The organism is Marinobacterium stanieri (genome assembly GCF_900155945.1).
In the GTDB taxonomy this organism is placed as follows: Bacteria; Pseudomonadota; Gammaproteobacteria; order Pseudomonadales; family Balneatricaceae; genus Marinobacterium; species Marinobacterium stanieri.
Genome location: NZ_FTMN01000003.1, coordinates 441,471 through 465,438, shown reverse-complemented (window position 1 = coordinate 465,438; position 23,968 = coordinate 441,471). Strand labels below are relative to the sequence as shown.

General features: G+C 55.0%; 35 protein-coding genes. 19 read left to right on the top strand and 16 right to left on the bottom strand.

What is annotated here, in order from left to right; all coding sequences use genetic code 11:
• Window positions 1–18: 18 nt before the first annotated feature.
• From BW956_RS09760 to BW956_RS09695, 14 genes are all read right to left on the bottom strand, one after another.
• Window positions 19–1,269: a PBECR2 nuclease fold domain-containing protein gene (locus BW956_RS09760; protein ID WP_076462574.1), complete on the bottom strand. Its 1,251-nt coding sequence runs from the start codon at window positions 1,267–1,269 to the stop codon at window positions 19–21.
• Complete coding sequence (locus BW956_RS09755; RefSeq protein WP_076462573.1) at window positions 1,269–2,861, bottom strand: DUF935 domain-containing protein; 1,593 nt, start codon at window positions 2,859–2,861, stop codon at window positions 1,269–1,271. The genes BW956_RS09760 and BW956_RS09755 overlap by 1 nt, the downstream gene beginning before the upstream one ends.
• Window positions 2,855–4,294 (bottom strand): phage terminase large subunit family protein, encoded by a 1,440-nt coding sequence (locus BW956_RS09750; protein WP_076462572.1) that lies wholly within the window; start codon window positions 4,292–4,294, stop codon window positions 2,855–2,857. Before BW956_RS09750 ends, BW956_RS09755 begins: the two co-directional genes overlap by 7 nt.
• Complete coding sequence (locus tag BW956_RS09745; RefSeq protein WP_139327158.1) at window positions 4,294–4,896, bottom strand: phage protein Gp27 family protein; 603 nt, start codon at window positions 4,894–4,896, stop codon at window positions 4,294–4,296. Before BW956_RS09745 ends, BW956_RS09750 begins: the two co-directional genes overlap by 1 nt.
• Before the next feature lie 5 nt (window positions 4,897–4,901).
• The gene (locus BW956_RS09740) at window positions 4,902–5,213 is read right to left on the bottom strand and encodes a hypothetical protein (protein ID WP_076462571.1); all 312 of its coding nucleotides are present in this window, start codon (window positions 5,211–5,213) and stop codon (window positions 4,902–4,904) included.
• Window positions 5,200–5,559, bottom strand: a complete 360-nt coding sequence (locus BW956_RS09735; RefSeq protein WP_076462570.1) for a hypothetical protein — start codon at window positions 5,557–5,559, stop codon at window positions 5,200–5,202. Before BW956_RS09735 ends, BW956_RS09740 begins: the two co-directional genes overlap by 14 nt.
• 98 nt (window positions 5,560–5,657) lie before the next feature.
• Window positions 5,658–6,077 carry a hypothetical protein gene (locus BW956_RS09730; protein ID WP_139327157.1) on the bottom strand — a complete coding sequence of 140 codons (420 nt, stop codon included), beginning with the start codon at window positions 6,075–6,077 and terminating at the stop codon, window positions 5,658–5,660.
• Window positions 6,071–6,721 carry a transglycosylase SLT domain-containing protein gene (locus BW956_RS09725; RefSeq protein WP_076462568.1) on the bottom strand — a complete coding sequence of 217 codons (651 nt, stop codon included), beginning with the start codon at window positions 6,719–6,721 and terminating at the stop codon, window positions 6,071–6,073. Before BW956_RS09725 ends, BW956_RS09730 begins: the two co-directional genes overlap by 7 nt.
• Window positions 6,722–6,723: 2 nt before the next feature.
• Window positions 6,724–7,077, bottom strand: a complete 354-nt coding sequence (locus tag BW956_RS09720; protein ID WP_076462567.1) for a putative holin — start codon at window positions 7,075–7,077, stop codon at window positions 6,724–6,726.
• Window positions 7,078–7,198: 121 nt separating this feature from the next.
• Entirely contained in the window at window positions 7,199–7,648 is a 450-nt protein-coding gene (locus BW956_RS09715; RefSeq protein WP_076462566.1) for a hypothetical protein, read from the bottom strand.
• A 6-nt stretch (window positions 7,649–7,654) separates the two neighbouring features.
• Window positions 7,655–8,575: a DUF6731 family protein gene (locus BW956_RS09710; protein ID WP_076462565.1), complete on the bottom strand. Its 921-nt coding sequence runs from the start codon at window positions 8,573–8,575 to the stop codon at window positions 7,655–7,657.
• Between the two features lie 227 nt (window positions 8,576–8,802).
• Window positions 8,803–9,087: a hypothetical protein gene (locus BW956_RS09705; RefSeq protein ID WP_083703004.1), complete on the bottom strand. Its 285-nt coding sequence runs from the start codon at window positions 9,085–9,087 to the stop codon at window positions 8,803–8,805.
• A 9-nt stretch (window positions 9,088–9,096) separates the two neighbouring features.
• Entirely contained in the window at window positions 9,097–9,546 is a 450-nt protein-coding gene (locus BW956_RS09700) for a hypothetical protein (protein ID WP_076462564.1), read from the bottom strand.
• Between the two features lie 13 nt (window positions 9,547–9,559).
• Window positions 9,560–10,153 carry a helix-turn-helix domain-containing protein gene (locus tag BW956_RS09695; protein WP_139327156.1) on the bottom strand — a complete coding sequence of 198 codons (594 nt, stop codon included), beginning with the start codon at window positions 10,151–10,153 and terminating at the stop codon, window positions 9,560–9,562.
• A 96-nt stretch (window positions 10,154–10,249) separates the two neighbouring features.
• On the opposite strand from BW956_RS09695, the gene BW956_RS09690 reads away from it, so the two are divergent.
• Window positions 10,250–10,519 (top strand): DNA-binding protein, encoded by a 270-nt coding sequence (locus BW956_RS09690; protein ID WP_076462562.1) that lies wholly within the window; start codon window positions 10,250–10,252, stop codon window positions 10,517–10,519.
• Window positions 10,520–10,564: 45 nt separating this feature from the next.
• On the opposite strand, the gene BW956_RS09685 is transcribed toward BW956_RS09690, so the two are convergent.
• Entirely contained in the window at window positions 10,565–10,804 is a 240-nt protein-coding gene (locus tag BW956_RS09685; protein ID WP_076462561.1) for a hypothetical protein, read from the bottom strand.
• Window positions 10,805–10,924: 120 nt separating this feature from the next.
• On the opposite strand from BW956_RS09685, the gene BW956_RS09680 reads away from it, so the two are divergent.
• The 18 genes from BW956_RS09680 (at window position 10,925) to BW956_RS09595 (ending at window position 22,129) form a co-directional block, all read left to right on the top strand.
• A complete protein-coding gene (locus BW956_RS09680; protein WP_076462560.1) occupies window positions 10,925–11,392 on the top strand; it encodes a hypothetical protein in 468 nt (155 codons plus the stop codon).
• Window positions 11,393–11,394: 2 nt separating this feature from the next.
• Entirely contained in the window at window positions 11,395–11,700 is a 306-nt protein-coding gene (locus BW956_RS09675; protein ID WP_076462559.1) for a helix-turn-helix domain-containing protein, read from the top strand.
• Window positions 11,663–12,040, top strand: a complete 378-nt coding sequence (locus BW956_RS09670; protein WP_175611990.1) for a hypothetical protein — start codon at window positions 11,663–11,665, stop codon at window positions 12,038–12,040. Before BW956_RS09675 ends, BW956_RS09670 begins: the two co-directional genes overlap by 38 nt.
• 1 nt (window position 12,041) lies before the next feature.
• Window positions 12,042–13,043 (top strand): coiled-coil domain-containing protein, encoded by a 1,002-nt coding sequence (locus tag BW956_RS09665; protein ID WP_076462557.1) that lies wholly within the window; start codon window positions 12,042–12,044, stop codon window positions 13,041–13,043.
• Window positions 13,040–14,803 (top strand): DDE-type integrase/transposase/recombinase, encoded by a 1,764-nt coding sequence (locus BW956_RS09660; RefSeq protein ID WP_076462556.1) that lies wholly within the window; start codon window positions 13,040–13,042, stop codon window positions 14,801–14,803. The genes BW956_RS09665 and BW956_RS09660 overlap by 4 nt, the downstream gene beginning before the upstream one ends.
• Complete coding sequence (locus BW956_RS09655; RefSeq protein WP_217695116.1) at window positions 14,803–15,975, top strand: ExeA family protein; 1,173 nt, start codon at window positions 14,803–14,805, stop codon at window positions 15,973–15,975. Before BW956_RS09660 ends, BW956_RS09655 begins: the two co-directional genes overlap by 1 nt.
• Window position 15,976: 1 nt before the next feature.
• Window positions 15,977–16,249: a hypothetical protein gene (locus BW956_RS09650; RefSeq protein ID WP_076462555.1), complete on the top strand. Its 273-nt coding sequence runs from the start codon at window positions 15,977–15,979 to the stop codon at window positions 16,247–16,249.
• Window positions 16,246–16,521, top strand: a complete 276-nt coding sequence (locus BW956_RS09645; RefSeq protein WP_076462554.1) for a hypothetical protein — start codon at window positions 16,246–16,248, stop codon at window positions 16,519–16,521. The genes BW956_RS09650 and BW956_RS09645 overlap by 4 nt, the downstream gene beginning before the upstream one ends.
• On the top strand, window positions 16,518–17,147 hold the full coding sequence (locus BW956_RS09640) for a DUF3164 family protein (protein WP_076462553.1): 630 nt from the start codon (window positions 16,518–16,520) through the stop codon (window positions 17,145–17,147). Before BW956_RS09645 ends, BW956_RS09640 begins: the two co-directional genes overlap by 4 nt.
• Window positions 17,148–17,155: 8 nt before the next feature.
• A complete protein-coding gene (locus BW956_RS22900; protein ID WP_076462552.1) occupies window positions 17,156–17,419 on the top strand; it encodes an HU family DNA-binding protein in 264 nt (87 codons plus the stop codon).
• Complete coding sequence (locus BW956_RS09630) at window positions 17,412–18,095, top strand: DUF2786 domain-containing protein (protein WP_076462551.1); 684 nt, start codon at window positions 17,412–17,414, stop codon at window positions 18,093–18,095. The genes BW956_RS22900 and BW956_RS09630 overlap by 8 nt, the downstream gene beginning before the upstream one ends.
• Window positions 18,092–18,304 (top strand): hypothetical protein, encoded by a 213-nt coding sequence (locus tag BW956_RS09625; RefSeq protein WP_076462550.1) that lies wholly within the window; start codon window positions 18,092–18,094, stop codon window positions 18,302–18,304. Before BW956_RS09630 ends, BW956_RS09625 begins: the two co-directional genes overlap by 4 nt.
• The gene (locus BW956_RS09620) at window positions 18,285–18,806 is read left to right on the top strand and encodes a hypothetical protein (protein ID WP_076462549.1); all 522 of its coding nucleotides are present in this window, start codon (window positions 18,285–18,287) and stop codon (window positions 18,804–18,806) included. Before BW956_RS09625 ends, BW956_RS09620 begins: the two co-directional genes overlap by 20 nt.
• On the top strand, window positions 18,803–19,366 hold the full coding sequence (locus tag BW956_RS09615) for a gp16 family protein (RefSeq protein ID WP_076462548.1): 564 nt from the start codon (window positions 18,803–18,805) through the stop codon (window positions 19,364–19,366). The genes BW956_RS09620 and BW956_RS09615 overlap by 4 nt, the downstream gene beginning before the upstream one ends.
• A gap of 1 nt (window position 19,367) precedes the next feature.
• Entirely contained in the window at window positions 19,368–19,718 is a 351-nt protein-coding gene (locus BW956_RS09610) for a Mor transcription activator family protein (protein ID WP_217695115.1), read from the top strand.
• A gap of 151 nt (window positions 19,719–19,869) precedes the next feature.
• Window positions 19,870–20,559, top strand: a complete 690-nt coding sequence (locus BW956_RS09605; RefSeq protein WP_244894344.1) for a FecCD family ABC transporter permease — start codon at window positions 19,870–19,872, stop codon at window positions 20,557–20,559.
• 16 nt (window positions 20,560–20,575) lie between these two features.
• Entirely contained in the window at window positions 20,576–21,379 is an 804-nt protein-coding gene (locus BW956_RS09600) for an ABC transporter ATP-binding protein (RefSeq protein WP_076462547.1), read from the top strand.
• Window positions 21,380–21,388: 9 nt separating this feature from the next.
• Window positions 21,389–22,129, top strand: a complete 741-nt coding sequence (locus BW956_RS09595) for an alpha/beta hydrolase family protein (protein ID WP_175611989.1) — start codon at window positions 21,389–21,391, stop codon at window positions 22,127–22,129.
• Between the two features lie 59 nt (window positions 22,130–22,188).
• Here the strand turns inward: BW956_RS09595 and BW956_RS09590 are convergent, their stop codons facing one another.
• Complete coding sequence (locus BW956_RS09590) at window positions 22,189–23,823, bottom strand: electron transfer flavoprotein-ubiquinone oxidoreductase (RefSeq protein ID WP_217695121.1); 1,635 nt, start codon at window positions 23,821–23,823, stop codon at window positions 22,189–22,191.
• Window positions 23,824–23,968: the final 145 nt, after the last annotated feature.

Sequence of the window (23,968 nt, the reverse complement as noted above, 5' to 3'; positions counted from 1 at the left end):
GCAGGTGCCGGCCTGCGGTCACTCCTCACTTCTGCTGTATAGCCTTACACCGACACGCATATCTTCGATGTCATGCGCATCAGGCTGGAAAACGGTGATTCCACTCCACCCATCGGCTGCAATCTCGAATACCGCCAATGCGGGCAAGACCTGATCAGGCAGACTGAACTGAGCAAGGTAACGGCGGCGAATCATGGCTTTCTTCTGACTGTGATGCCATTCCAGGCGTACCCATATCTCATCCGGGTCAATCACGGCTTGAGCCAGTAACGGCAAGTAGCGACCACGGCCACGCTTGTCGGCTTTCAAGGTGCCTGAGCGGCGATCCATGAAAAGCTCTTTCCCCATGACCAGGCGTTCATCAATCACATCGCGGAAGATTGCAGGCTTATCCAAATCAGCGCCAAAGGGCTGCAGGAAGGTGCGTGCATATTCCTCTTGCGTAAGCCCCTCAGCCAGCAGCTGGTCTGGGCTGGCCGGGCGTGGCTCAGGCAGTGGTGCATTTGGGCGGGTATTGGGCAGGCCCTGGCCACCAGCCGAGCCGGATATCGGTGGCTCAGGGCGCTCAGGCGGGATAGCACTCTGAAGGCGCGCACTACCGGGCGTGTACTCGAAGCCGGGATCGATCCCCTCGGGTACCTGCACAGTGCGGGGGCCGCTAGGGCTGCGCTGGCCTATCTCAACGGTCTGCCAGTTCTCGGCCGGAGCCTTGCCCAGCTTCAGCTGTTGTTGCTGCAGGTCGTATTCAGAGAGGCCCGTAACATAGCATTGGCAGCCCCAGCCACCCGGTGGAAAGTGGGCCTTCCACCAAGGGTCGTCTGCTTTGAGTACCAGGTTATCCCAGGCCAGGTGATGTTCACGCGGGTGGGTCACGGCGTCATTGTGGTGGTACTGCCAGTACGGCAGTGTGTCGCGGTCGTTCCATAGCTGCTCAAACCTGCCCGCGTTGTAACTGCTGAACAGGTTGGTTTCATAGATCACCCGGCTGCGCCAGTTGCGGCCCCCGTTATAATCCCAGCCGTGTTTTGAAACGATGTTGTCAAAATCCTTGCGGAAGTCTTCCAGGGTGCGGCCATTTTCGATCATGCGTTCGATGGACTCCCGGAAGTCCGACACAATCGCATTGCGGTTAGCGCCGGCAACCATGAACGCCCAGTCATGTTCCTGGGTGTAGATATCGGTCCAGTGGCGCGTCGGTATATTCAGCTTCTGCCGAATGAAATCGATCTGCTGCGGGAACGGTACCGATCCGTAGGACACACTGGGCATCAGGCTTGTTCCTCTTTGATCTCATTCATACCGGCCAGGTGGGCTGCCACACCGGCCTCAGACAAGGCCTCGGCATACCGATCAAGGGACATGTTGGGGTATACCTTCAGCAACCGATCACGCAGCTCTTCCAGGCTGTCCACTTCGCTGGCCAATGTGCGGATTTGATTGATCCATTCATTCTGCGCGGGTTCGGCTGCTGCACGCGCTTGTTCCTGCATCTGTGCGGGTGGCTGCGCACTTGGTGATGTGCCCGATCGCAGGGCCGCGATGGAGGCCTGGCGGGCGGCACTCAAAGCCATAGGTTCAACTGGCATAGGCTGGGTGGCTGCTGGCTGGAGCACTTCATCTTTTTCGGTGGCTTCGGGAATACCGGTTTTCTCATGAACCCACCAGGCGGGTATCCGCATGCCCATATCGACAAAGGTCGGCAGCGACTGAGATAGCGCGGCGTAATCTTTGGCCTCTTCGGTTTCCAGATAGAACTGAGGCGCCCGGCGGATATCGTCAATGCCGAAATTCATGGCGGCCATAGGCCAGAGCATGCAGCGCTTGATAGTACCGGCGTACTGGCGCGCATCGGCCCGGATTAAGCTGGCTTGGCCACGCTCATGCACATTGCCCAGTGCGTTAGTGTTAGTGCCTTCACCGGTACCGCTGGTGAGCGTACCGCCCAGGATCGATTTGGCGATAGAGCGTTCGCACCAGTCCAGCATCAGCTTGAACATATCGGCACCGCCAGCGGCCCCGGCCGCCGTCATGAACTCGATGCTCATGCCCTCGGGAATGATGCCTGCCGCGTTGTGCCCCAAACTGGTGACAGCTCGTAACAGGGTAGCTTTCTCGGACGGTTTAGCGTTACTGGGGTATTTGCCGACCCTCGCCGGCAGGCCATAGATTTCCAGCAGTTCCGCCAGGTCAGAGACTGAGAAGTGCTTGAACAGATACGGCCAGGCCAACTGACGGTGCAGGCCGCTGCGGGCAACATAGCCCGGTTTGGCACGGTGACGGTGCTGCACCCATCCTAACGGCCAAAGGTCAGCGCCCTGGGCGCTGTTATCGCGAAGCGTAATCAGGTTTTGATCATCCGGGTGCAAACGGAACCAGCTATGTGGACGCAACTCTGGCTGTTCCACAAAGCGCAGACTGCCATCCAGTGACCAAGACTGTTCCAAGTTAACCCAGCCGTGGCCAATGCCGGCACCCAAGTCGATGATCAGATCTTCAACTTCAAGGCCCGCAAAGGCTTCGGCGGCCTGGTCGGCAGCTCTCTTTTCCTGACGACTGGCGTTATCCGGGGGTACGATCTGCCACTCCAGCTCAGCGGCCAGCTGGCGGCGCTTGGCAATGTCGGCACCGATCTGGGTATCGCGCTCTTCCATATCCTCAAACAGCTCGCTCTGCGCCTTCAGGTCGCCTTGCTCGGCGGCTTCCAGAATTTCATGCAGGCGTGCGGGCGTCAGGCCCCGGCTGGGGTGTTCGGCGAACTCGCGTTTCAGCTGGGCCACACGGGCATCGCCGGTTTGCTGCTCTTTCAATGCTTGCTGACTATCGCCGAACAGACGGCGTACAAACCCAGGAACCTTTACCATGCTCGGCCTCCTTGTACTGTGTAATCATCGTCTTCGTCCCAGTCATTAATGGATGACCAGCGACCGGACGGTGGGGCTGGGGTGAATTCAATATTGGTAACTGGGCCACTGGCCGCATGAATGGCCAGTCCCAACGCCCAGAAGCGGTCTGAGTGGCCGTCAGGGGTCCGTTCAGCGGTGAAGCGCACATTGCCAGCAGCGGTGACTTGTTTGGTGACTTGGCGCAGGTCTGCGCGGATCTTAGGGTCATGAGGGATACGCACACGCCTGTCTTCCATGCTGGAACGAATCGGATAGGCCAGCTGCTCCTTGACACCGGCGGTGAAGGTCACGGCCTCAACTCGGTAAGTACCAAACTGATCTTGGGCATCATCAGCCCAGCCAATGCCCAAACCGGTGGCATCAATACAAATGCGATCGGCTTTCGCGAACCAGGGCCAGAGCACGGCTTCTTGCTCTGATTTACGCATGTTCTGCAGGCACTCAACGTGGCGGGTGTAGAGCACATCGCCCAACCTTTCGATTACCCAGAGAACGGTCAGGTCTTTCTTGCGGCCGATATCGACGCCGATAAACAAGCGGCCACCTTCGAACTGCTGCCAGTCGGTACCTCCGGGATATTCAGACGCCGCAATCAAGTCATATTCCAGGAAGGCAACATCATCATCAGCCGGATTGCACATGTACTCCTGCTGGAAGGACTCTTCATCAGCACAGCCGGAGCGCACGAAATCAAAGTACGCAGCCTCATCCATTTCCTGGCGTTCATCATCTTGAGGCAGCATCTGCTGCAGCTTGAACAGGAAGCCTTGATCTAGTGCATCCTGCAGCGTAACCCGGTGATGGCTTATGCCCTTGGGGTTGCCGTTTTCTGTAATCTCGCGAATCAGCTGGTTGAAGAAGTTGTGCGAACCTCGGTGTGTGGAAATGACTTCCAGAATGCCGCCCCAGGTAATACCCGGATAGGCGATTGACCAGAGCTTGCGCGGGTCCGGGTGCAGGGCAAATTCATCCAGGGCACGGCTGCCGCGCTTACCGGCCTGAGCATCCGGGTTACTCGACATGCTGTGAATACGGCGACCGCTAGCAAATTCCAGCACATAGGCGGAGATCCGCTTCTCCTGGTCAACCACAACCTCACCTAAGTCATTGGCCGCCATGTCCATAATCTTTGCCCACATCTTGCAATCTTCGATGAACAGACGTGCCTGTAGATCATCACGGCTGCTGACCCACTGATCGAAGCGCGCACCTTGAGCGGCAGTGCGTTCATCAGCGGCATACGCAGTGGACCAGGACAGACCGATCTGACGGCCTTTTTCCATCAGCTTTAAGCGGCTGGAGTCAGTGATCCATTTGGACTGGTATGGCAGGAAGATAGCCTCAGGATCGGCAGGTAGCATCTTCGCATTACCCTTGAACGGCGTAGCCATCAGCTAATCCCCAGCGCTTCGCGAATAGCTTGTTTGGTGTCTTCGGTGACACCGCCTTTGCTCGGCATGGCTGCCAGTTTTTCTTTCTGCTCTCGCAGCAGTTCCTGGCGTGCGGCTTCAGCAATATCTTCCTGGTACTTTTTCAGAGTTACGCTGGAGCGCGTCAGGGTGGCGATATTCTTGGCCGCATCCGACAGCAAGCCTATCCGCTGAGCGATATCGACGTCTTCGTCATCCGCTTCCTGCAGCGACATAATCGACTCGAACAGCTCAGACTGAATCATCGCTGTCAGGGCTTCTGAGCGGGCATCTTCACGATCTCCGGCATGGGCACGAATAATCTTGGCCGCTTCGGTACTGGCCCGGATTGCTGCCAGGCGTTTATCCAGCTTCTGGCCGTACCGGTGGACGGCGCTGCGGCTGGGCAGCTCTTCGGCATGCTCCGGGAATCGGTTCTTCAGGTCCGCAATCAGCTCATCCAGCGTCATGCGGTCTTCAACCAGGCGCTTCTCCAGATGGCGCTTCACATCATCCGGTAAGCGGGCCACAGAGGAGCGACCAGGGCGCGCAATCAACGGTAGGGAATCATCCTGCTCACTCATGGCACTCACCAATACTTCTCAGGCCGTGCAATACCCGCGCGGCACTCGACCGTGTATTCGGCGATATCGGTACCCAGGCTGGTCAGGTCACAATGCCAGCGGCCGTCCGGTTTCTTGTCGATCTCAACCATCTTGCGATCACCCAGGTAATCGATCTCTTTACGCAATTCCAACGGGGTGGCATCCGGGTACTCACTACGAACAACCGACAACACCAGGTTCTCGTATGCTCCGATCGGGCGGGCGTTGTTCAACGTCAGCAAGATCAGCCAACGCATGGACTCACGGCGGACACGTTCCATATCAATCTGCTGCATGTTGACCTCCTACCAGCCCATGCACGGGTGCGGTTTGCAGCCTGGTGGCCAGGCTATCCAGTTTTGCTTCCAGGCGGCTCTGCCCACTGATGTAATCCTCATTGCGCACGTACTTCTCGGGCAGTTGGGCACGCAGCTCCATCAGATCCCGCTCTACCTTGGTAACGGCTTGATGATTGCGCTGCTCGCTTTCCTCAATCTTTTCCAATCGTTGGCTCAAGGCCTCGAACTTGCTATCCAGCTGCTGTGTAAACAGCTTCCCTACATACTTCGCCAGCGCCCAGTACCCCGCGATAATCGTCAATACGATGGCAATCAGGCCAATGACTTCTCGCAGCTCAATCATCCCTTTCTCCCTGTATGCGGCGTATCAGCTCGAACAGACGACCGCCGCAGGTGCCGTACTGGTCGTACAATTCCTTCAGTGCAACGACGGCTGCACTGTCACTGTTGTCCACCGGCGTTACCGGTGTCGGGCAAGGCACCATCAAGGCCGCTGGTAACGGCTCGGGCGGCGCGGTTACGGGCTTCGGTGAGTTCGCGCATGACGCGGTCATCAAAGCGGCAATCAACACGCAGAGCAGCCGTTTCATTCAGCACCTCCTTGAGTGTTCGTGTGGTTGAGTAATCGTGGCGCTGACGTTCGGCAACCAGGGTATTGATCTGCTGACTGGCCTTGTTGGCCTCATCGGTCAGCGTCTTCTGCGATTCGATGAGTTCGGAGAGTACGGCTACAGATTGGCTGTCGGTGCTTGCACGGACTTGCAGTGCGCCGTGATCCAGCCCCATCCAATAGCCACCGGCTGCACCGGTGATAAGAGCTGCCAAGGCCAGGGAGATACTGGTTGCGCTGGGCATTAGCATGATCCAGCTCCCCAGCCTGCGGCTTCATACAGCGGCTCCCAGCGCAGCAGAATCAAGCGCACATACCGGCGGTTCTCCCGGCGCGCCCAATCCGCACGGCTGGTGTACTGCTCAACACTGTCAAACCACGTGGCAGAATCGGCCCCAGAAGCCGACGCCAGGCGTTGATCACGGTGTACCCAGCCCAGTCCGCCGTTATAGCCAGACAGCATCATGGCAACGGCATTGCAGTTATCTGCAGCGGTTACCCGCGTCAGAATCCAACGGTCATAGATCACCAATGCACGCAGCGCCCATCCGGGATTCAGCGGCTGGTTACTGCCCAGTGCATCGGGGTAGATCTCGGCGATCCAGGACGACGTGGCCGGCATGAACTGCGCCATGCCCTGAGCACCCACCCGAGACACCGCTTTCGGCATCCAACGGGACTCCTGGTGAACCTGAGCCGCAAATGTGGCGATCGGCGCATTCAGTCCCCAATAGGCATGGGCACTGCGTATAAGCGTGCGCTGGTACTGTTTGGCTGCAACGGGAATGCTGGATGCTGACGCCCAGCAGCTCACCAGCAGAGTCAGGATGATGACCACCCACACAATGGGCGTGGGCACGCGGGTGCCAAAGATGTGATTGATGAAGTCCTTCATGGTCACAGCCCCAGCGTCAGGCCCAGCACACAGGCGAGGACGATTAGAGCGCGACGAAGGGTAGCGATGTTAGCTGACCAACGGATCGTCGAGCCTCGTTCACAGTCATGCTGGGTATAGCCTTCCTGGCGACGAGTCGCTTGATCAAAGAGCTCATGAGGTCGGGCATAGGGAAACAGCGTGCGATCCAGCCAGTACGCCAGCACCGCTGCGATAGTGACCAGCGCAATCTTATACAGCACCACGGGCAGCTGCTGAGGGCTGACCAGGGCGATGCCTGCCAGCAGTGCCACACTGACAATCAGCCAGACAACCAGGCGTGGAATGGGGAGTTTAGAAAGGAAGTTCTGCAGCATGTCGGCGTCCTCTGACTGTTGTGGGTACAGTCAGAGAATGACGCCTATCTACGGGGGAGTAATTTGAACGGGGGCAAAATCAGTTCAGGCCGTCAAATTGCTTTGGCTTGTAGCCAGTAATTTACATATTTTTGGTGAATTGGGAAAACTCGTGCCAGACAGCTAAAAAAACGAATAGAGCCATAGAAAAAAAGAACACACCACTCACCAAGACCAGCGAAAGCAACTTGGTTTCAGTCATGAAAGGAGCCATCACCGATTCAGGCACAAACAAAACAGCCAAGAAATTCAAGCACACAAGAATCAATAGCCCCATGCTAACGTGCAGCCTGTGTACAAGTTTTTCAAAATATTTCGTTTTCTTTGTATTCTCGACCAGCTTGTTCCCGCTTGCTGAAGCCAGAATAGTAAGAGAGGCCAAAACAAAACCGAATAATACCCCCGCAACGCTCGCCATGGTTGATGCAATAGGCTGAATTACATCTCGCCCAAACCCTGGGACAACTTGCCAGCTCAGATAAGCTATGCCGCTGGCGAAAGCAACACCAACAACGATGACAATTTGTTTCATTACAATTCAGCCTATACGTGTCTCATCAAGGGCGCCAAAGTAACTGAGTATCTCAGGCTCTTTCACGTTCCGGGCGTTGTCTATGACCTCTTGCATTCGACTGGCAGAAGGATAACGCCCATCAAACTCTATCACTTCATCGTATACCAGCCGGTCTGTTACTAGATCAAGAGGGTGAACGACTCCTCCAGCATCTTCCAGCTCAAGCTGAGCCTTTGATACGTCAAACCTGTCTTTCATTTCTAAGAATGCACGCTTAAGCCCAGAGTCTAGATAGCGCTGTTCTGGACTGTCGGAATGTCCATCTCCCCGCATGGTTAAATTTATTTTAGCTGCATTGGATACACCAAGGCTTTGCATGATTGAGTTATTGAAGTTGTGTTCCAAACCTTCAAACAAAGCTGGATTGGTTGGGCGAGCAATTGAAATTTCAGCCACACGGATATTTACATCATCAGCCATAAGCCGGCGTAGATCAGCAGCCTCAATGATCGGGTTGAGGCTGACATTATATCCACCTTGCGAGAGATAACGGCCAAACCTCATTGGATTGATAGCAAAGCGGTTTCGCTGGAGGATAATGAGGGCGTAGTCCGAGTAATATGAGAAAAACGTCTTATCAAGAAGCTGCTCATCCTCCGCCAAGTCAAGCTCACGCTCCTCTCCTCCGGGAATCGCCGCATGGGGCAGATCGGCTTTCTTATATTTGGCTATTACACCACGGTAACCCGTGCTAGTGGTTTCTATATCCCGAAGCTCATAAGCTTTCCCTCCAAGTTCGCGAACGGTGTTTTGATCAGGGGAACGGTGCTGGGTCAGTAGCTGCTCAAACACTTGCTCCATAGTGCGTGCAGGCAGGTCAGCACGACTGTTAATGATCTGACATTGAAAAAAATCACACCACACACGCTTAACATTTACAGGCATCCTTTTCTCCTTAAAGCTATCTGCTATCCCAAAGCACGTTTTTCAGTCTCATCTAATGCGACCAACATTCGTGCCGTACACAACCCCACAGCGCTCGCACTTGAACACCTTTCCGCATTCGTTTTTTGCCTGGAACTTCCAGCGGTGGCCTACGATAAAGCAGAGCATTCGGCCAGCAAAAGCTTTAAAAATCTGCATCCTAAAGTGTCCAGTTGTTAACAGTCACTTCACGGCTCGTACCAGCCATCCCAGTAGACACCCTTGGTGCCAGTCTCCTTTTTCGTGCAGGCAAAGTTTCTCTTGGTGCCTTCCAGACGCCCCGTCACATTGTCAGGTTTATCTATGATTACATCCAAGCCAAGACCGGAGCTGGTTTCAATATTAGTCAAGCAGCTACGCAAAGAACGGAACTCACCACCCATTACCGTATTGCTGCCACTTTCACCTTTGCCACCAAACAGGACGTAGAGCGCAAAAGCCATAAAGCCCAATAACAAAATTACACGAATCATTTTCCCTCCTTAGACCATGCCCAGGACAACCCCAAAGGTGATACCCGCTATGAACAGAAGCCCCGAATATTCGGGGAATTCCATCATCCAAGAGATGACTCCCCCCCTTGAAACTGTGTGTTCTGGTGTTTCAGATTCGCTCCGCAAATGTGATTCAGGCTCGGCAGTAACATTCAACCGAGACTTTAGATCACCACGTTCTTCCAACAGATCAAGGATGAACCCAACTTGATCACGGTGATCCAGGCGAAGCTCAGCTGCACCTTCGACACCGATTACCCGGTGGATCGTGCGCCAGGTCTCCCACGGCGGCTCCTCATATTGCAGGAACAACGCTTGAACTCGGTCATTAAGCTCCTTGCGTTCATCTTTGGTAAGCAGCCGGCCATGTGCATTATGTATTTGGTAAAAGTCCCTTCCGGCCACCCGGTTGTTGATTCCATCAACGTCCAATTCCATGTCATATCCATCCTTACTTCTTGATGAAATTGCGCCCCGCTACAGTATTGCCATTACCGGAAACGCTAAAAGACGTATCGCCCCCGCTATCAATGATGCTGCCTTTGTTTGACACTCTGCCACCGCTCTTGGCAAACACGCTGGCAGTTGAACGTAGGGCTTTTTTGCCTTCAGGAGCGCTTTGTCGGTAGCAGTCGATCAATTGCTGCTCATCAACCGACAGAACGTTCAAAGCCTCCATCACCAAGTCGGCATTACCGATCTCCAGCCCAGTAAGTAGCATCTGCACACGAGTCTGGGCCTCTGTATCCAAGCCTGTTATTTGGGCCTTTTCAGTTGCATTCGCCACAGCACCCAGCCGACGTTCTAACTCCTTCTCACCATCAGAGCGGAACATTTCACCTTCCCCTGTTGCGAGCCATTCCGCACGAACATTGAGCTTGCGGATCAATGCTTCATTTTCTTCCCGCGTAAGATTCAAAGCTCTGCCGCGAGTCAGGTTTTTTACGCGATCCACACTCACGCCCATGACTTCAGCCAAGCCTTTCTGCTTGCACCCAACAGCCGTCATTAACTCCTTCAGCTGAGCCGAAAGTACTCCAGACATAAAAATACCCTTGACTAGGAGTACTCAGTACTCCTATATTTAAGTCACACACACGCTACAACTGATTCACACACTTCTAAGACGCAGGAGCGCCCTATGAATATTCCGTATCCGCTGCCTAAAACAACTCCTTACACCGGGGCCGAAGTCAAAGCCCTATTCGAGGCTGCCGGTGTGCCGATTTCTACTTGGGCCGAAGCCAATGACTACGACCGCCGCAAGGTTTACATGGTCATCAATGGTCAGTTTAAGGGCTCTCGCGGTGCATCCCACGACATTGCAGTCAAGCTGGGCATGAAGCTATCGCTGGATGCGGTTGCTCGCGGGTTAAAAAACCACGCTCATCAAGAATATGCCGTTGCTTGAGGTGCGCCGCTATGACCACTTTCTTCAACACCTTCGGTTTCCCCGTTAATGCTCCAGTGATCGGTGACGTTGTGCCAGCTCAAGCTGCTCGACCAACCCCGACAACATCGCCTGCGCATAAGGCTCGAAAGCCGTATCGGGCCATCGTTGCTTGCTCAGCGCGTTGCTCAATCCATTTAGGCCATGGCCGCCGCCAGTCTCAGAGGCCGACGCAAGATGAAGCCACGCTTGGGCTAACGCCTGCACCTGGCCTTCTAGTTTCAGTAAACGCTCATCAGTCGTCATAGCCATGTCCTCGGTTGATCAATGTACCGAAGAGCCTAGCGCTTTTGAAATTGATTTACCTATAGCAAAAACAAAATTTGTTTGGAAGCGGCAACAGTCGCAGCAAAAAGAGGAGTTCCAATGACTTCCCGGCGTTGGAAACACTATCAGCCCAGCAACATCCGTCGCGCCCTTGAGGGGTGTAAGGAATTTGCGCGAGAGCGCCATAACCTGAGCGTCGAACGCATTGCAACCGAGATGGGGCTGGAAGATCACTGGGTTCTTTACAAATGGATCCAGACAGGACGCATCCCGGCCACACAGATCATCCCGTTCGAGAGGGCTTGCGGTATCAACCTGGTCACTCGCTGGGTAGCGGCCCATACCGGCAAGCTGCTGGTTGATATTCCATCCGGGCGCCAGGCAGAAGCCGAAGATATTCAGGAATTGCAGGAGCAGTTGAACGCCGTTACGGGGCTGCTGATTAAGTTTCATGCAGGCAAGACCGGCGCTGAAGACACGCTGGCCGGTATTCAGAACGCCATGGAAGCACTGGCCTGGCACAGGGGCAACGTGCAGCAACACGCGCAACCACAACTGGAGTTTTAACGATGTCAGAGACCTACGTCAGTAATACCGGCGTCAAGCACTTAAGAGCCATCAAAGCGCTGTCAGGCCACACCCTGGATGGCGTCAGCAATACCGAGCTGGCTCAGGCGCTTAATGTCCCAGCCAGTGGCGTCACCCGCATTATGGCCACCCTGATCGCCGAGGGATTTGCGGTGAAACTGGATAACGGCCGATTTGCCCCCAGCGTGGCGCTGCTTCAGATAGCGCAACGGACGGCCAACGAGCTGAGCAATGGCGCTGATCGGATAAATGAACTTACCCAGCGCATTGCGGCTGGCAGTCGATAAGGACGGGGCAATGAAAACAAAGAGCGAATCACCTCAAGACCAAGCCATGCAGATTCTAGGCATGGCCGAGGCAGCCTTTAACCAGCACATGATGACGCTGGTGATGCAAGGCAACCCGGTGCGTGAAATGGCCAAAAACCATGACATTCCGTTTTTGGCCGAACATAACCCTGAGTTTAAAAACCCTTTGCTGAGTGCACTGCTGATTCAAATTGCTGATCGTTTTGAATCATTGATCCGTGAAGGGAAAACGACCACTCAGTCATTGAAAACAATGCGCATAGACGGACTTCTGGACCGCTATATGGAACTGACCGAACCCGGCGTGGAGGTGCACTGATATGGATCGCGATAGCTCAATTGGAACACAAGAAGAGAACCACGAGCTGGAGCTTGATTCTCAGTCCGTGCAGGCAGTGCATGAGCTGCAGAACAAAAATGCGGCATTGCAGAGCGCTTTCAGCGAGGAACAGCAGCACAAGAACGCGGTTGTAAACCAGCGTATTGGTCGCCGGCAGATTCTCACCATGTTTGAGAAAATCAGTAACGTTACGAATCTGGTTGATCTTCAAAAAATAAAGGAATCTAAGGAATACAAAGGGTTACAGGTCAGCATTGATGGGGAAACTCGCAATATTACGACTTGGGCCGACTACTGCCGGGTAGTTGAAGGGCGTTCCGTCGAATCCATCGACCTCGATCTGCAGAACCTCAATGCATTCGGCGAAGAGCTGTTTGAATCGATGCGTCAGGTCGGCATTGGTCCTGGAAAGATGCGGACCTTGCGCAAGCTTCCAGATGACGATATTGCGCTGATTCAGCAGGCCCGCGAGTGCGATGACAAGGACCAAATCGCGGAGCTGGTCGACAGCTTAGTGAGCAAACACGCCAGAGAGAAGCAACAGCTCGCTCAAGATAAAGAACAACTCACCAAAGAGCGCGACGACGCCCAGGCTGATAAAGCAGCTGTCGACCAGGTACTCGCAGACAAGTCCAGCAAGATTGATGAGCTGGAAAAGCAGGTCAGCCGCAAGCGCCTGGAACGCCTACCCCCTGATGAAGAAAGCCAGCACCTTCGGGAAGAAGCGAACAGTCTGCTGTTTGATGCCGAAACGTCCATTCGGCAGCTTGCTCAGCCCCTGGAACAGGTTGTCAGTCATGCAACAGAACACGGAATCGATATCGGTCATTGGTTGCGCGGTCAGCTGGATCAGCTGAGCGAGGCAACCGAGTACCTGCGTGAGCAATTGGGCATGGTCTCCTGGCAGCCATCTACCGACCCGGATCTGGATGGCGAGCAATGGGACGGTCAGGTCGTTGATGCGGAGAGGACAGTTCAATGAATACCTTGGCACAGGGGCAGTTCCTGCTCGACGTGGCACAACGTGCCGATCAGGCCGGTCATGGCGGCAAGAAAGAGATTTACGCTTCTGCTGCCGAACAACTAGGCGTGAGCATCCATACACTGCTGCGCCAACTGTCGGAGATCCGCCCAAGCAATCGTAAACGCCGTAAAGACGCCGGGCAGAGTGCGCTGTCCCGTAATGATGCAAAGAAGATATCGGCCTACATGATGGACAGCCGCCGCAAGAATAATAAGCGGCTGTCATCCCTGGAGGATGCCGTGGATGTTCTGCGCTCTAACGGTGAAATCGAGGCTGGGCGGATTGATGACGAGACCGGTGAGTTTTGCCCACTATCGCTGTCGGCTATTAATCGCGCGCTTTACCAGTACAACCTGCACCCGGAGCAGCTACGCCGCCCGACACCCAAGCAGGTATTGGCCAGCAAGCATCCGAACCACGTGTGGCAGATCGACCCGTCACTGTGCGTGCTCTATTACCTGCCCACCAAGGCCGGTGAAGCGCTCCAGGTGATGGATGAGGCGAAGTTCTACAAAAACAAACCGGGCAACATCCGTCGCATCGAAAAGGAGCGTGTCTGGCGTTACGTGATTACCGACCACACCAGTGGCGTGATCTTCGTGCATTACGTGCTGGGGGCTGAGAGCGGTATCAACCTGCTGACCGCTTTTATTCACGCCGCCATTAAGCGTGATGGCGATCCCTTCCACGGTATCCCTCAAGTGGTGATGGTCGACCCTGGCAGCGCCAACACCGGTGCGGTGTTTCGCAACGCGTGTCGAGCGCTGGGCATTCACCTTCAGGTGAATGTGCCGGGTCAACCTTGGGCAAAAGGCCAGGTGGAAAAAGCAAACGATATTGTCGAACGCTCCTTTGAACATCGACTGAAGTTTCTGGCACAGCCGCCCACCAGTCTGGACGAGCTGAATGCCGCTGTTGAGCACTGGATGACCTGGTTCAACGGCACTAAAACACACAGCCGCACCGGCAAAACCCGTTATGCGGTTTGGCAGACGATCCGAGCCGATCAGTTGATCATTGCACCTGAAGCCCAGGTAATCCGCGCGGTGGCAATGAGCAAGCCGGAAGTGCGCAAAGTAACAGTACAGCTGGAAGTCAGCTTCCGCAGCCGCACCTACTCCGTGGCCAATATTCCTGGCGTTCAGGTTGGCATGCAGTTGGAAGTCACTCGTAACCCCTGGCATGACGATGTGGCAGGTGTGCTTTACAAGGACGAAGACGGCCGTGAAGTCATGCAACTGGTTCAGGCTCAGGAAATGAATGAGTACGGCTTCCCGGTGGATGCGCCTGTGATTGGCGAAACATTCCGCAGCCACGCTGATACGGCCCTGGATACAAACCGCAAAGAGGTGGAACGCCTTTCTATGGGCGCTGACACCGACACGGATGCTGCCGAGAAGCGCAAACGTGGTGCAACTCCATTTGCCGGTGAGCTGGACCCGATGAAACCCATCACCGATACCCAGCTACCGGATTACCTGCCCAAGCGCGGTACTGAGCTTGATGTGCAGGCACCCACTGTTCAGGCCATTCGCTTGAACCATATCGATATCGCCCGCCGCCTGCGTCCGAAGTTTGGGGATGAATGGACGGGTGAACACTACAACTGGCTGGTTCAGCGTTATCCCGAGGGTGTCACCGAAGATGACCTGCCCAGCATTGAAGCCGCTATGCGCCGCATGAAACCCACGACGCTGAAAGCGGTTGGAGGTGAGTAATGTCTATGCGTCTTGATCGGGTACTGACGTCGTTGGATTTCACGAAATCCGATCTTGCCCGCCAGGTACATCTGTCCCCGGCAACGATTACGCAGCTGGTTCGTTACAACAAGTGGCCGAAGTCACGCACCGTTGAAGATTTCCAGGCCGAGATTATCGACATCCTGCGCGCCAATGGCCTGCAGCCATATCAGGAGAAAGGATTGTTCGAATTTGAAGCCCGCCCTCTGGCTCCAACCCAGAGGACGGCCCCAAGCCATAACCCAAACGCTGAGCAAGACCATAACTTGGAGAACCTGATGCTACTACGCAAACAGACCCTCAAACCAGAGACCAAACGCACCTTCCGGCTGTTCCGCGACCCGTTCGCGGAGGTGCGTGCTGCTGAAGAGGTGTATCTGACACACGATATTCGCTATGTGCGTGAGTCCATGCGCTCGGGTGCCAAGTTCGGCACGTTCATGGCGATTGTTGGGGAGTCAGGTGCTGGTAAATCGACCTTGCGTAAGGATCTGGCTACCTGGGCAGCCAATGAGCATGACCCGGTCATCCTGATCGAGCCCTACGTGCTGGGTATGGAGGAATCGGACGAGCGCGGCAAGACGCTGAAATCAGGCCATATCGCTGAATCCATCATGCGCTCGGTAGCCCCAGGCGAAAAGATCAAAGCCAGTTCTGAAGCTCGTTTCCGCCAGTGTCATGAGGCTTTGCTGGAAAGTTTCCGTGCCGGCAACCGCCATGTGCTGATCATTGAGGAGGCCCACGGCATGCCAATCGCCACCCTCAAACACCTGAAACGCTTCTATGAGCTGGAAGACGGCTTCAACAAACTGCTCTCCATCATCCTGATTGGCCAGACCGAGCTGGGTCGCCGTCTGGATGAACGCAACCCGCGTGTGCGTGAGATCGTGCAGCGCTGTGAAGTCGTCACGCTGCGCCCCTTGGATTCACATCTGGAAGGCTATCTGCAACACCGCTTCCAGATTGCCGGCGCGGACCTCAGCAAGCTCATGGACGCCAACGCTATCGAAGCACTGCGCACCAAACTCACCGGACAGGGGTTCTCTGCGCTGTACCCCCTGGCGGTTCATAACGTCGTAACGGCTGCATTGAATGAAGCAGCTCAACTCGGCATCCCAAAACTGACCGCTGACCTCATCAAGGGGGTGTGACATGTCGCACAAGAATAAAGACCTGCAAAACCAATTGATCACAGAGCAGCTGAGCAAAACACAGTTAGCCGTCAATACATTGCAGGCACTCCACCTCACGGTGTTGAGCATCGACAAAATTGGTGAAAGACCCCGCATCCGCATCCTGCCTGGGAAAGGCTGCGAGCAGCTTCGTACCGGGTGGATCACTCGTTCCATTAAGAACGGTCTCCGTTTTACTGAAAAAGTCGCCTTGGTCGCTGAGTGCCAGGTTAGCTGGGAGGAACGCTCATGAGCCTGCCGGGATATTACATCGTTGACCTGAAGGCCACGCGAGAGGCTAACCAGGTGATGTTCATGAGCCGAAGCCTGGGCGCTTCGGCGACCCCGGCCGCCGGGAATGCTGTTGTTTTCAGTGAAGAGGTCGTGAACGGCGATACCGAGCTGTATGACAACGGTGAAACCACCCGTGCTGTCTTGCGCAGCACTATCCACCAACACACAGGGGATCTGATGGCACTGCTGCATGGCCGCCCCGAACCCCATGAAGAGGAGATGATTGCATGACCGACACTACTGTTCAGCCTCACATCCCTGAAGGTTACCTGATGAACGCGGCCGGGCACCTGGTACCGGTCAGCACCATCAAAGATATCGATATGGCCCGCAATGATTTGGTGCTTGAGTTCGTTGCTCGCGCCGAGCAGCTGCAGGAGAAGATGCGTGACTTCAAACTCAGTGCTCTGGGCGATGTTCAGGCATTTGTGGAGCTGTCGGCTGAAAAATACGACGTGCAGATCGGCGGCCGCAAAGGCAACGTCCAGCTGACCAGCTTTGATGGCAAGTATCGCCTGACACGCTCCATTCAGGACCAGCTGTCATTCGATGAGCGCCTGAAAGCTGCGAAGGCACTGATCGACAACTGCATCCACCGCTGGGCTCAGGGCTCGGCCGAGGAGATCAAAGCTCTGGTTGAACATGCTTTCCAGGTAGATAAGGAAGGCAACATCTCCACTGCACGTGTACTGGGGCTGCGGCGCTTGGATATCCAGGATGACGAGTGGCAGAAAGCCATGCAGGCAATCGCCGACTCCATCCAGGTGACCGGCAGCCAGACCTATATCCGCCTCCACAAACGCGTCGGCGAGTCCGATCAGTGGCAGGCGATCCCTCTGGATATGGCGAAGTTGTAGGAGGCGTGATGACTCAGAACAGTCAATATGCGGGTGTCATCACCCTTGAGGACTTGGCTAAAACTCTGGCCTTCCAGGTACAGATGACAGAGCACCAAGCTTACCAAGCCCTGCGGGCGTTCGGCCACATTGTAGTGACCGCTGTCGCCCAGGATAAGGCTGTCCAGATCGAAGGCTTTGGCATGTTCGATAAAGGTCATAAACCCAACGGCGAGCCAGCCATCCGGTTCCGACAGCACAACAGCGTACGGGAGGTGTTGAGTCATGGATAAGAAGATCCTGGATAAGATCAAGAAATGCCTGGCGTTAGCGAAGTCCAACAACGCGAATGAAGCAGCAACAGCCTTGCGACAAGCGCAGAAGCTGATGGCTGAACATGGGATTACTGGCGATGATTTGGAACTGAGTGAAATCCAGCGTGCGGAAGTATTCGGATGCCCAGCGCAAACCCCATCCAAGTGGGTATGCCACTTGGTATCCATTGTCGGAGAAGCGTTTGGCGTTGAAGCCGTGTTGATGGGCAAATTCAAGGGCTGCGATGTGTCATTTATCGGCCCCGGCAGCCAACCGGAAATTGCCAGTTACGCCTATACCGTTCTCTACCGCCAAGTCAGCGCCGATCGCACAGCCCATGTACGCAGCTTGGGCAAACGCCTTAAGCCATCAACTAAGACCCGGCGTGGTGATCTGTTCGCCCTGCACTGGGTGCATGCGGTATATGCCAAAGTTCAGAAAATGGCGATGTCTGAACGCACCTGTCAGCTGATCGAGACCTTTAAAGAACGTGAGTTCTCCAACCTGACCACTACCGAAGGCCGAGAAAGTAAGACCAATAAGCGGGATATGGCATCAGCCCTGGCAGGACGTGTCCAAGGCCGTAAAGCGAACCTTCATCATGGTATGAGTGGCCACGCTGAGGAGCAGATGAGAATCGGAGGTGGGGCATGATTCATGACTTGGAACAACCTGCCAAAGACTGGGTTGCCGATCACATCGAAAACTTTGGTGTGCTTCTTAATAAAGGCGATGACCCAAGCTGTTTGATTCGGGTCCAGGGCTGCGAAATCGAAATACGCCTGAACAAAGTGCCTGGTCTTTTCGAGCGCTCAGAACAACATATAAATGTGGGTGGTGATTATGCAGCTCTCAACACTTGAAACCAGCGTCATTTGGGCATTGAACGATCACGGCCCTGCAGGCATTTCAACCATCATGATTCACGTGGATGGTTTGGAATCTAAGGCTCAGTTAAAACAGCTTTTGAAAAACCTGGCTGAGAAGGAACTCGTCAAGTTTCAATCAAACGGACAGTGGTGCGTGCTGAAAGACGCGAAGGGTTTGGCACTTGAAGTGGCCGGAACAGCAACCGCCAGTAGGCTGAAAAGCGCACCTGTTCAGAACCCCGCGCCACAGAAGAAACAAACGGCCAAAGCGCCGTCCAAGGCTCCTGCACATCCAGCGTCAGATAAACAGGATATTAACCCCGGAAAACTTCTAACAGACCTAGCAGAAAGGCTCCCTGAAGGAGCAGAGCTGAGGTTGAATAAAGAAGCAATCATCGTGCTGTGGAAGTCCCTGATCTTCCACTCCTCAGCGCCTGAGCTTGAAGGGACTATCCGTGCGATTAATACACTGGACCAGCAGTTGGTGCCGCAATGAGTAAGAACGCTGCGCGTACACGTGACTTGGCAGCGATACATGCTGCCAAGCGCGACCTCGCCATGGATGATGACACTTACCGAGACATGCTGGAGAGCTGGACCGGCAAACGCAGTGCTGCGGATCTCAATGCTCGCGAGCGCGGCCTGGTATTAAGCAACCTCGGCAAACTGGGGTTTCAGCGCAAACCACGCCAGCAGGTAGGTACTCATCCAGGCAAGCCGAACAACCTGGATTCAACACCCATGCTTCAGAAAATAGAAGCGCAGCTGGCTGATATGCAGTTGCCCTGGAGCTACGCCGATGCGATCGCCAAGCGACAGTTCAATATAGAGCGAGTGGCCTGGCTCAAACGCCGTGAACACTTCGATGCGGTCATCGCTGCGCTACACGTAGAGCAAGAAAAGCGGGCTCTGTGGCAAGGCGTCGAACGGGAAATGAAGCGACTGGGTATTAGTGAGGCCGATATCGAACGTGACTATAAACCACGCAAGGGCTGGAAGCGAAACCGCAAAGCGTTACAACAACTGCTCACTCTGCTGAATGTGAAGGAGGTGTGACATGTCTCGTGATGGATCAGTAATGGAAGGCCGACGCCATGAACTCCTGGAGGACGTACACGCGCAGACAGCGACGGTCATGCAGGAGCTTGGTATTGATGAAGCGGTCGCCGACCAGGTCGGGTGTGCCTTGGCAGACCATCTGGCTCAGAACTGGGGCGGTCAGAACTTTACAATCCCGATGGATCACCACTATCGTGTCAGCAAGCGCGACCAGGAGATCTATGCTGAGTTTGATGGCCGCAATCACCACGTGCTAGCCCGCAAATTCAACATGAGCGTTCGAGGCATATATAAAGTCATCAAACGCATCCGAGCCAAGGGCGACCCGGATCAGCATACGCTGTTCTGATCCGGTCCCCGGACCTTCCGTATTCTGAAACTCCTTTTCAATTTCTCATCCCGCCCCGTTGCATCCTATCCCTGTCCGTCCCACATTTTTCTCACATTCCCTGGATATTTATCTCACCTCTAAACAGTTGATGGTAGTGGCAGGTACTTTTTTGCCTGCAGCTACTGGACTGTATTGGCAGGGCGATCAATTGCTGAACTGGCTGCCTTTAGGTGCTTGTGCGGGCGGTTTTTTGGCAGCGCTGCTGGTTTATACCCTGAGTGGTGGCAGTCGGCTGACACCCTTGCGCATGATTTTGACCGGCGTGATCTGCGCCGCGATTCTCAGCGCCCTGGTAACCGGCGTATTGGCGTTATGGGGGCAGGCGCATACGGAGACTCTCGTATCCTGGTTGGCGGGTAGTCTTCATGGAAGAAGCTGGCAGCACCTGGAGGTGATTATGCCCTGGTCGCTGGCTGGATTGCTGGGTGCGGTTCTGGTGCTGAAACCGCTGAGTTTGTTACGGCTCAACGATGAGCAGGTGCTGGGGCTGGGGCTTAATCTGGGGCGCTGGCGTGCCGCAATACTCCTGTTGGCCACGCTGTTGGCGGCCAGTGCAGTTGCTGTGGCTGGCCCCATCGGATTTGTCGGTTTGGTGGTGCCGCATATGGCGCGCCGTTTGGTCGCCGGGTTCTTGCCAGGTCAATTGATGGTGGCGGCTGTGATCGGAAGCCTGTTGGTATCCCTGGCAGACTTGGTCGGTCGTGTAGTGGTGCAGCCTTTTGAGCTGCCCGTCGGTGTTTTGTGTGCGCTATTAGGTGTACCGGCTTTTCTATATTTATTGCGGCGACAGCCTGGATGACACAGGAAAATACACAATGAGCCTGATAGCTGAACAGGTGTGTCTGGGATATGACGGGCGCGCGATTGTTGAACAACTCAGTGTCCAGATATGCCCGCATGGGATAACAGCATTGATTGGCCCCAATGGGTGTGGCAAAAGCACCTTGCTGAAGGGGTTGGCAGGCCTCCTGAAGCCTATTGATGGCCGAGTGTCTTTGCGAGGCGAGTCGTTACACTCCTGGGCACGGAATAAGTTGGCACTGGAGGTGGCTATGCTCCCCCAGAAGCCGCTGGCGCCTGAAGGGGTTTGCGTCCGTGAATTGGTTGAATATGGTCGTTTCCCCTATCAAGGTCTGCTGCGCGGTGCCAGTGCGGAAGACCGGGAAGTAGTGGCCTGGGCGATGGAGCAGACAGGCGTGGCAAACCTTGCAGATAAGCAGGTGCAAGCACTTTCAGGTGGGCAGCAGCAGCGGGTCTGGATTGCCATGGCAATTGCGCAGCAGTCCAGCATTCTATTGCTGGATGAACCCACAACCTTTCTTGATTGGGGGCACCAGCTGGAAGTGCTGGAGTTGCTGGCCCGGTTGAACAAGGAACAGCAACTGACAGTTGTAATGTCACTGCATGATCTTAACCAGGCAGCACAGTTTGCTGACCGAATACTGGTTATGGAAAAAGGACAGTTGGTTGAGCATGGCTCACCAGCAGAGGTTATTGATTCCCAGATGCTGGCACGTGTGTTTAGCGTGAATGCTCAGGTCAGCGAGCAGGCTGATGGCAAGCCGTACAGCCAGGCATTGAGTTCGATGAAAGCCATTCAGCGCACAGGGGTGGAATAGGAAGTGAAAGTGAGGGACCTGCAAAAACGCTATCAGAAAGGACGGATTCCTTTTACCGCCTGTCGCCAGGATCCGCGTTTTTCCTATTGCCTGTACGTGCCTGAATGCCATCAGAACTATCCTGAACAGACAGCGCCGCTATTGGTAGTAGTACACGGCTCTGCACGTACCGCTGAAAGCTTTCGCGACGCCTTTGTAGAGTTTGCAGAACGGGAAAGGTGCGTGGTGTTGGCACCGTTGTTTCCGATCGGCGCAGTGGCTGCTGAAAGTTCAGATGGTTACAAGCTGCAGCCACCACGCGGTTATGCCTACGATCATCTGTTACTGGCAATGGTGGATGAAGTCGCGCAGGCATTTCATACGGAGCGTGATTTTTTGTTGTACGGTTTTTCCGGTGGTGCCCAGTTTGCGCACCGTTTTTATTATCTTCACCCTCAACGTATAAAAGGGCTGTCAGCTCATGCGCCTGGCCAGGTATGTCTCCCACCCCAGAGTGAGGAGGCATTGCATGCCATGCGGCAGGTGCCGGTGCAGTTGGTAATTGGCAGTGAGGATCGTGGTACTGAGCGTTCTGGGCTGGAGATGGGCTTGGGCCGGGCGCAGCTGTTGCAGATGTTGGCTGATGCGCTGGGAGCTTTAGGCGTGAATGTTTGCCGCCAAGAGGTTGAGGGAGCGGGGCATGATGGTTTTGCCCTGTTACCGGCGGGCCAGGCGTTTCTGGCCGAACAGCTCAGAAATGGACGATGCTAATTATTAGGAATGTGCAATAAAAAGCCGGTGCGAACACCGGCTTAAGAACTCCAGGGCACCTACATATTCGGGTAGTTAGGTCCGCCTGCACCCTCAGGTACCACCCAGGTAATGTTCTGAGCCGGGTCCTTGATGTCACAGGTTTTGCAGTGGACGCAGTTCTGTCCATTGATTTGGAACTGTGGGCCATCATCGCCTTCAACCACCTCATACACACCCGCCGGACAGTAGCGCTGTGCCGGTTCGGCGAATTTGGGCAGGTTCTGGCTGATCGGGATGCTGGCGTCCTTGAGCTGCAAGTGGCAGGGCTGATCCTCTTCGTGGTTGGTGTTGGAGAGGAAAACCGAGGACAGCTTGTCAAAAGAAAGCACGCCATCCGGTTTCGGATACTGGATCTCCTGGCATTCGCTGGCCGGTTTTAGCTGCTCGTGGTCTTTGTGCTCGTCATGCAAGGTAACCGGTATCTTGCCACCAAACCAGTTCTGGTCGATGTAGTTGAACGCACCGCCAAGATAGGGGCCGAACTTGTGCATGGCCGGACCGAAGTTGCGGGCGCGATAGAGCTCATCATACAACCAGGAAGAGGTATAGGCGTCGGTGAAGCCGCTCAGGTCCTTGCCGCCCTCGTCACCGGCGACCAGTGAATCAGTAATAGCTTCTGCCGCCAGCATGCCAGACTTCATGGCGGTGTGGATGCCCTTGATCTTGGAGAAGTTCAGGGTGCCGGCATCACAGCCGATCAGCAGCGCACCGGGCATGGTCATCTTGGGCAGGGTGTTGAAGCCGCCCTTGGTGATCGCACGAGCGCCGTAGGAAACGCGCTTGCCACCTTCAAGATACTGTTTGATCTCGGGGTGGTGTTTCATGCGCTGAAACTCATCGAACGGGCTGAGATAAGGATTGGAGTAGTTCAGGTCGATGATCAGACCGACGACTACCTGGTTATCTTCAGCATGGTAAAGGAAGAACCCGCCACTGGCGCCATCACTCAGCGGCCAGCCTGAACCGTGCACGACCAGGCCTGGTTTGTGCTTGGCCGGATCGATATCCCAGAGTTCCTTGATGCCGATACCGTAGTGTTGTGGGTCGGAATCCTTGTCGAGGGCAAACTTTTCGATCAGCTGTTTGCCCAGGTGGCCACGGCAGCCTTCGGAGAAAATGGTGTATTTGGCATGCAGCTCCATGCCGGGCATGTAGTTGGGGCCCTGCTCGCCAGCGGCGGTCACGCCCATGTCACCTGTGGCAATGCCTTTAACGCTGCCATCTTCGTTGTACAGTACTTCGGCAGCGGCGAAACCGGGGAAAACTTCAACGCCCAGTTCTTCAGCGCGTTCGCCCAGCCAGCGGGTCACATTGCCGAGGCTGACAATATAGTTGCCATCGTTATGCATGGTTTTGGGGACGAAGGCGTTGGGCAGTTTGGCTGCGCTGTTGGCATCCTTCAGCATGAATACCTGGTCTTCAGTCACCGGTGTCTTCAGGGGGGCACCTTGCTCTTTCCAGTCGGGGAAGAGTTCGTCCAGGGCGCGGGTTTCCATTACAGCGCCGGACAAAATATGTGCGCCGACTTCGGAGCCTTTTTCTACCACACAGACGGTCAGTTCCTGCTCGGCAGCCTGGGCCTGCTGCATCAGGCGGCAAGCGGCTGAAAGGCCAGCGGGGCCTGCGCCGACGATGACTACATCAAATTCCATCGATTCACGATTCACGGTTGTTCCTCCATCGGTGTGGATGCTGTGCTCTTATTATGTTGAACCACATCGTATGACATGTCTGTAAAATACCATCATAAGTAAAAACCCTTATTTGTAAAGCTTGATCCCTGTCAGAGGGGCTGCG

What these genes read in the sequence shown, in the direction of transcription:
- BW956_RS09760 (WP_076462574.1), bottom strand. Translation starts at nt 1,269, where the DNA reads ATGCCCAGTGTGTCCTACGGATCGGTACCGTTCCCGCAGCAGATCGAT.
- BW956_RS09755 (WP_076462573.1), bottom strand. Translation starts at nt 2,861, where the DNA reads ATGGTAAAGGTTCCTGGGTTTGTACGCCGTCTGTTCGGCGATAGTCAG.
- BW956_RS09750 (WP_076462572.1), bottom strand. Translation starts at nt 4,294, where the DNA reads ATGGCTACGCCGTTCAAGGGTAATGCGAAGATGCTACCTGCCGATCCT.
- BW956_RS09745 (WP_139327158.1), bottom strand. Translation starts at nt 4,896, where the DNA reads ATGAGTGAGCAGGATGATTCCCTACCGTTGATTGCGCGCCCTGGTCGC.
- BW956_RS09740 (WP_076462571.1), bottom strand. Translation starts at nt 5,213, where the DNA reads ATGCAGCAGATTGATATGGAACGTGTCCGCCGTGAGTCCATGCGTTGG.
- BW956_RS09735 (WP_076462570.1), bottom strand. Translation starts at nt 5,559, where the DNA reads ATGATTGAGCTGCGAGAAGTCATTGGCCTGATTGCCATCGTATTGACG.
- BW956_RS09730 (WP_139327157.1), bottom strand. Translation starts at nt 6,077, where the DNA reads ATGCTAATGCCCAGCGCAACCAGTATCTCCCTGGCCTTGGCAGCTCTT.
- BW956_RS09725 (WP_076462568.1), bottom strand. Translation starts at nt 6,721, where the DNA reads ATGAAGGACTTCATCAATCACATCTTTGGCACCCGCGTGCCCACGCCC.
- BW956_RS09720 (WP_076462567.1), bottom strand. Translation starts at nt 7,077, where the DNA reads ATGCTGCAGAACTTCCTTTCTAAACTCCCCATTCCACGCCTGGTTGTC.
- BW956_RS09715 (WP_076462566.1), bottom strand. Translation starts at nt 7,648, where the DNA reads ATGAAACAAATTGTCATCGTTGTTGGTGTTGCTTTCGCCAGCGGCATA.
- BW956_RS09710 (WP_076462565.1), bottom strand. Translation starts at nt 8,575, where the DNA reads ATGCCTGTAAATGTTAAGCGTGTGTGGTGTGATTTTTTTCAATGTCAG.
- BW956_RS09705 (WP_083703004.1), bottom strand. Translation starts at nt 9,087, where the DNA reads ATGATTCGTGTAATTTTGTTATTGGGCTTTATGGCTTTTGCGCTCTAC.
- BW956_RS09700 (WP_076462564.1), bottom strand. Translation starts at nt 9,546, where the DNA reads ATGGAATTGGACGTTGATGGAATCAACAACCGGGTGGCCGGAAGGGAC.
- BW956_RS09695 (WP_139327156.1), bottom strand. Translation starts at nt 10,153, where the DNA reads ATGTCTGGAGTACTTTCGGCTCAGCTGAAGGAGTTAATGACGGCTGTT.
- BW956_RS09690 (WP_076462562.1), top strand. Translation starts at nt 10,250, where the DNA reads ATGAATATTCCGTATCCGCTGCCTAAAACAACTCCTTACACCGGGGCC.
- BW956_RS09685 (WP_076462561.1), bottom strand. Translation starts at nt 10,804, where the DNA reads ATGACGACTGATGAGCGTTTACTGAAACTAGAAGGCCAGGTGCAGGCG.
- BW956_RS09680 (WP_076462560.1), top strand. Translation starts at nt 10,925, where the DNA reads ATGACTTCCCGGCGTTGGAAACACTATCAGCCCAGCAACATCCGTCGC.
- BW956_RS09675 (WP_076462559.1), top strand. Translation starts at nt 11,395, where the DNA reads ATGTCAGAGACCTACGTCAGTAATACCGGCGTCAAGCACTTAAGAGCC.
- BW956_RS09670 (WP_175611990.1), top strand. Translation starts at nt 11,663, where the DNA reads ATGAACTTACCCAGCGCATTGCGGCTGGCAGTCGATAAGGACGGGGCA.
- BW956_RS09665 (WP_076462557.1), top strand. Translation starts at nt 12,042, where the DNA reads ATGGATCGCGATAGCTCAATTGGAACACAAGAAGAGAACCACGAGCTG.
- BW956_RS09660 (WP_076462556.1), top strand. Translation starts at nt 13,040, where the DNA reads ATGAATACCTTGGCACAGGGGCAGTTCCTGCTCGACGTGGCACAACGT.
- BW956_RS09655 (WP_217695116.1), top strand. Translation starts at nt 14,803, where the DNA reads ATGTCTATGCGTCTTGATCGGGTACTGACGTCGTTGGATTTCACGAAA.
- BW956_RS09650 (WP_076462555.1), top strand. Translation starts at nt 15,977, where the DNA reads ATGTCGCACAAGAATAAAGACCTGCAAAACCAATTGATCACAGAGCAG.
- BW956_RS09645 (WP_076462554.1), top strand. Translation starts at nt 16,246, where the DNA reads ATGAGCCTGCCGGGATATTACATCGTTGACCTGAAGGCCACGCGAGAG.
- BW956_RS09640 (WP_076462553.1), top strand. Translation starts at nt 16,518, where the DNA reads ATGACCGACACTACTGTTCAGCCTCACATCCCTGAAGGTTACCTGATG.
- BW956_RS22900 (WP_076462552.1), top strand. Translation starts at nt 17,156, where the DNA reads ATGACTCAGAACAGTCAATATGCGGGTGTCATCACCCTTGAGGACTTG.
- BW956_RS09630 (WP_076462551.1), top strand. Translation starts at nt 17,412, where the DNA reads ATGGATAAGAAGATCCTGGATAAGATCAAGAAATGCCTGGCGTTAGCG.
- BW956_RS09625 (WP_076462550.1), top strand. Translation starts at nt 18,092, where the DNA reads ATGATTCATGACTTGGAACAACCTGCCAAAGACTGGGTTGCCGATCAC.
- BW956_RS09620 (WP_076462549.1), top strand. Translation starts at nt 18,285, where the DNA reads ATGCAGCTCTCAACACTTGAAACCAGCGTCATTTGGGCATTGAACGAT.
- BW956_RS09615 (WP_076462548.1), top strand. Translation starts at nt 18,803, where the DNA reads ATGAGTAAGAACGCTGCGCGTACACGTGACTTGGCAGCGATACATGCT.
- BW956_RS09610 (WP_217695115.1), top strand. Translation starts at nt 19,368, where the DNA reads ATGTCTCGTGATGGATCAGTAATGGAAGGCCGACGCCATGAACTCCTG.
- BW956_RS09600 (WP_076462547.1), top strand. Translation starts at nt 20,576, where the DNA reads ATGAGCCTGATAGCTGAACAGGTGTGTCTGGGATATGACGGGCGCGCG.
- BW956_RS09590 (WP_217695121.1), bottom strand. Translation starts at nt 23,823, where the DNA reads ATGGAATTTGATGTAGTCATCGTCGGCGCAGGCCCCGCTGGCCTTTCA.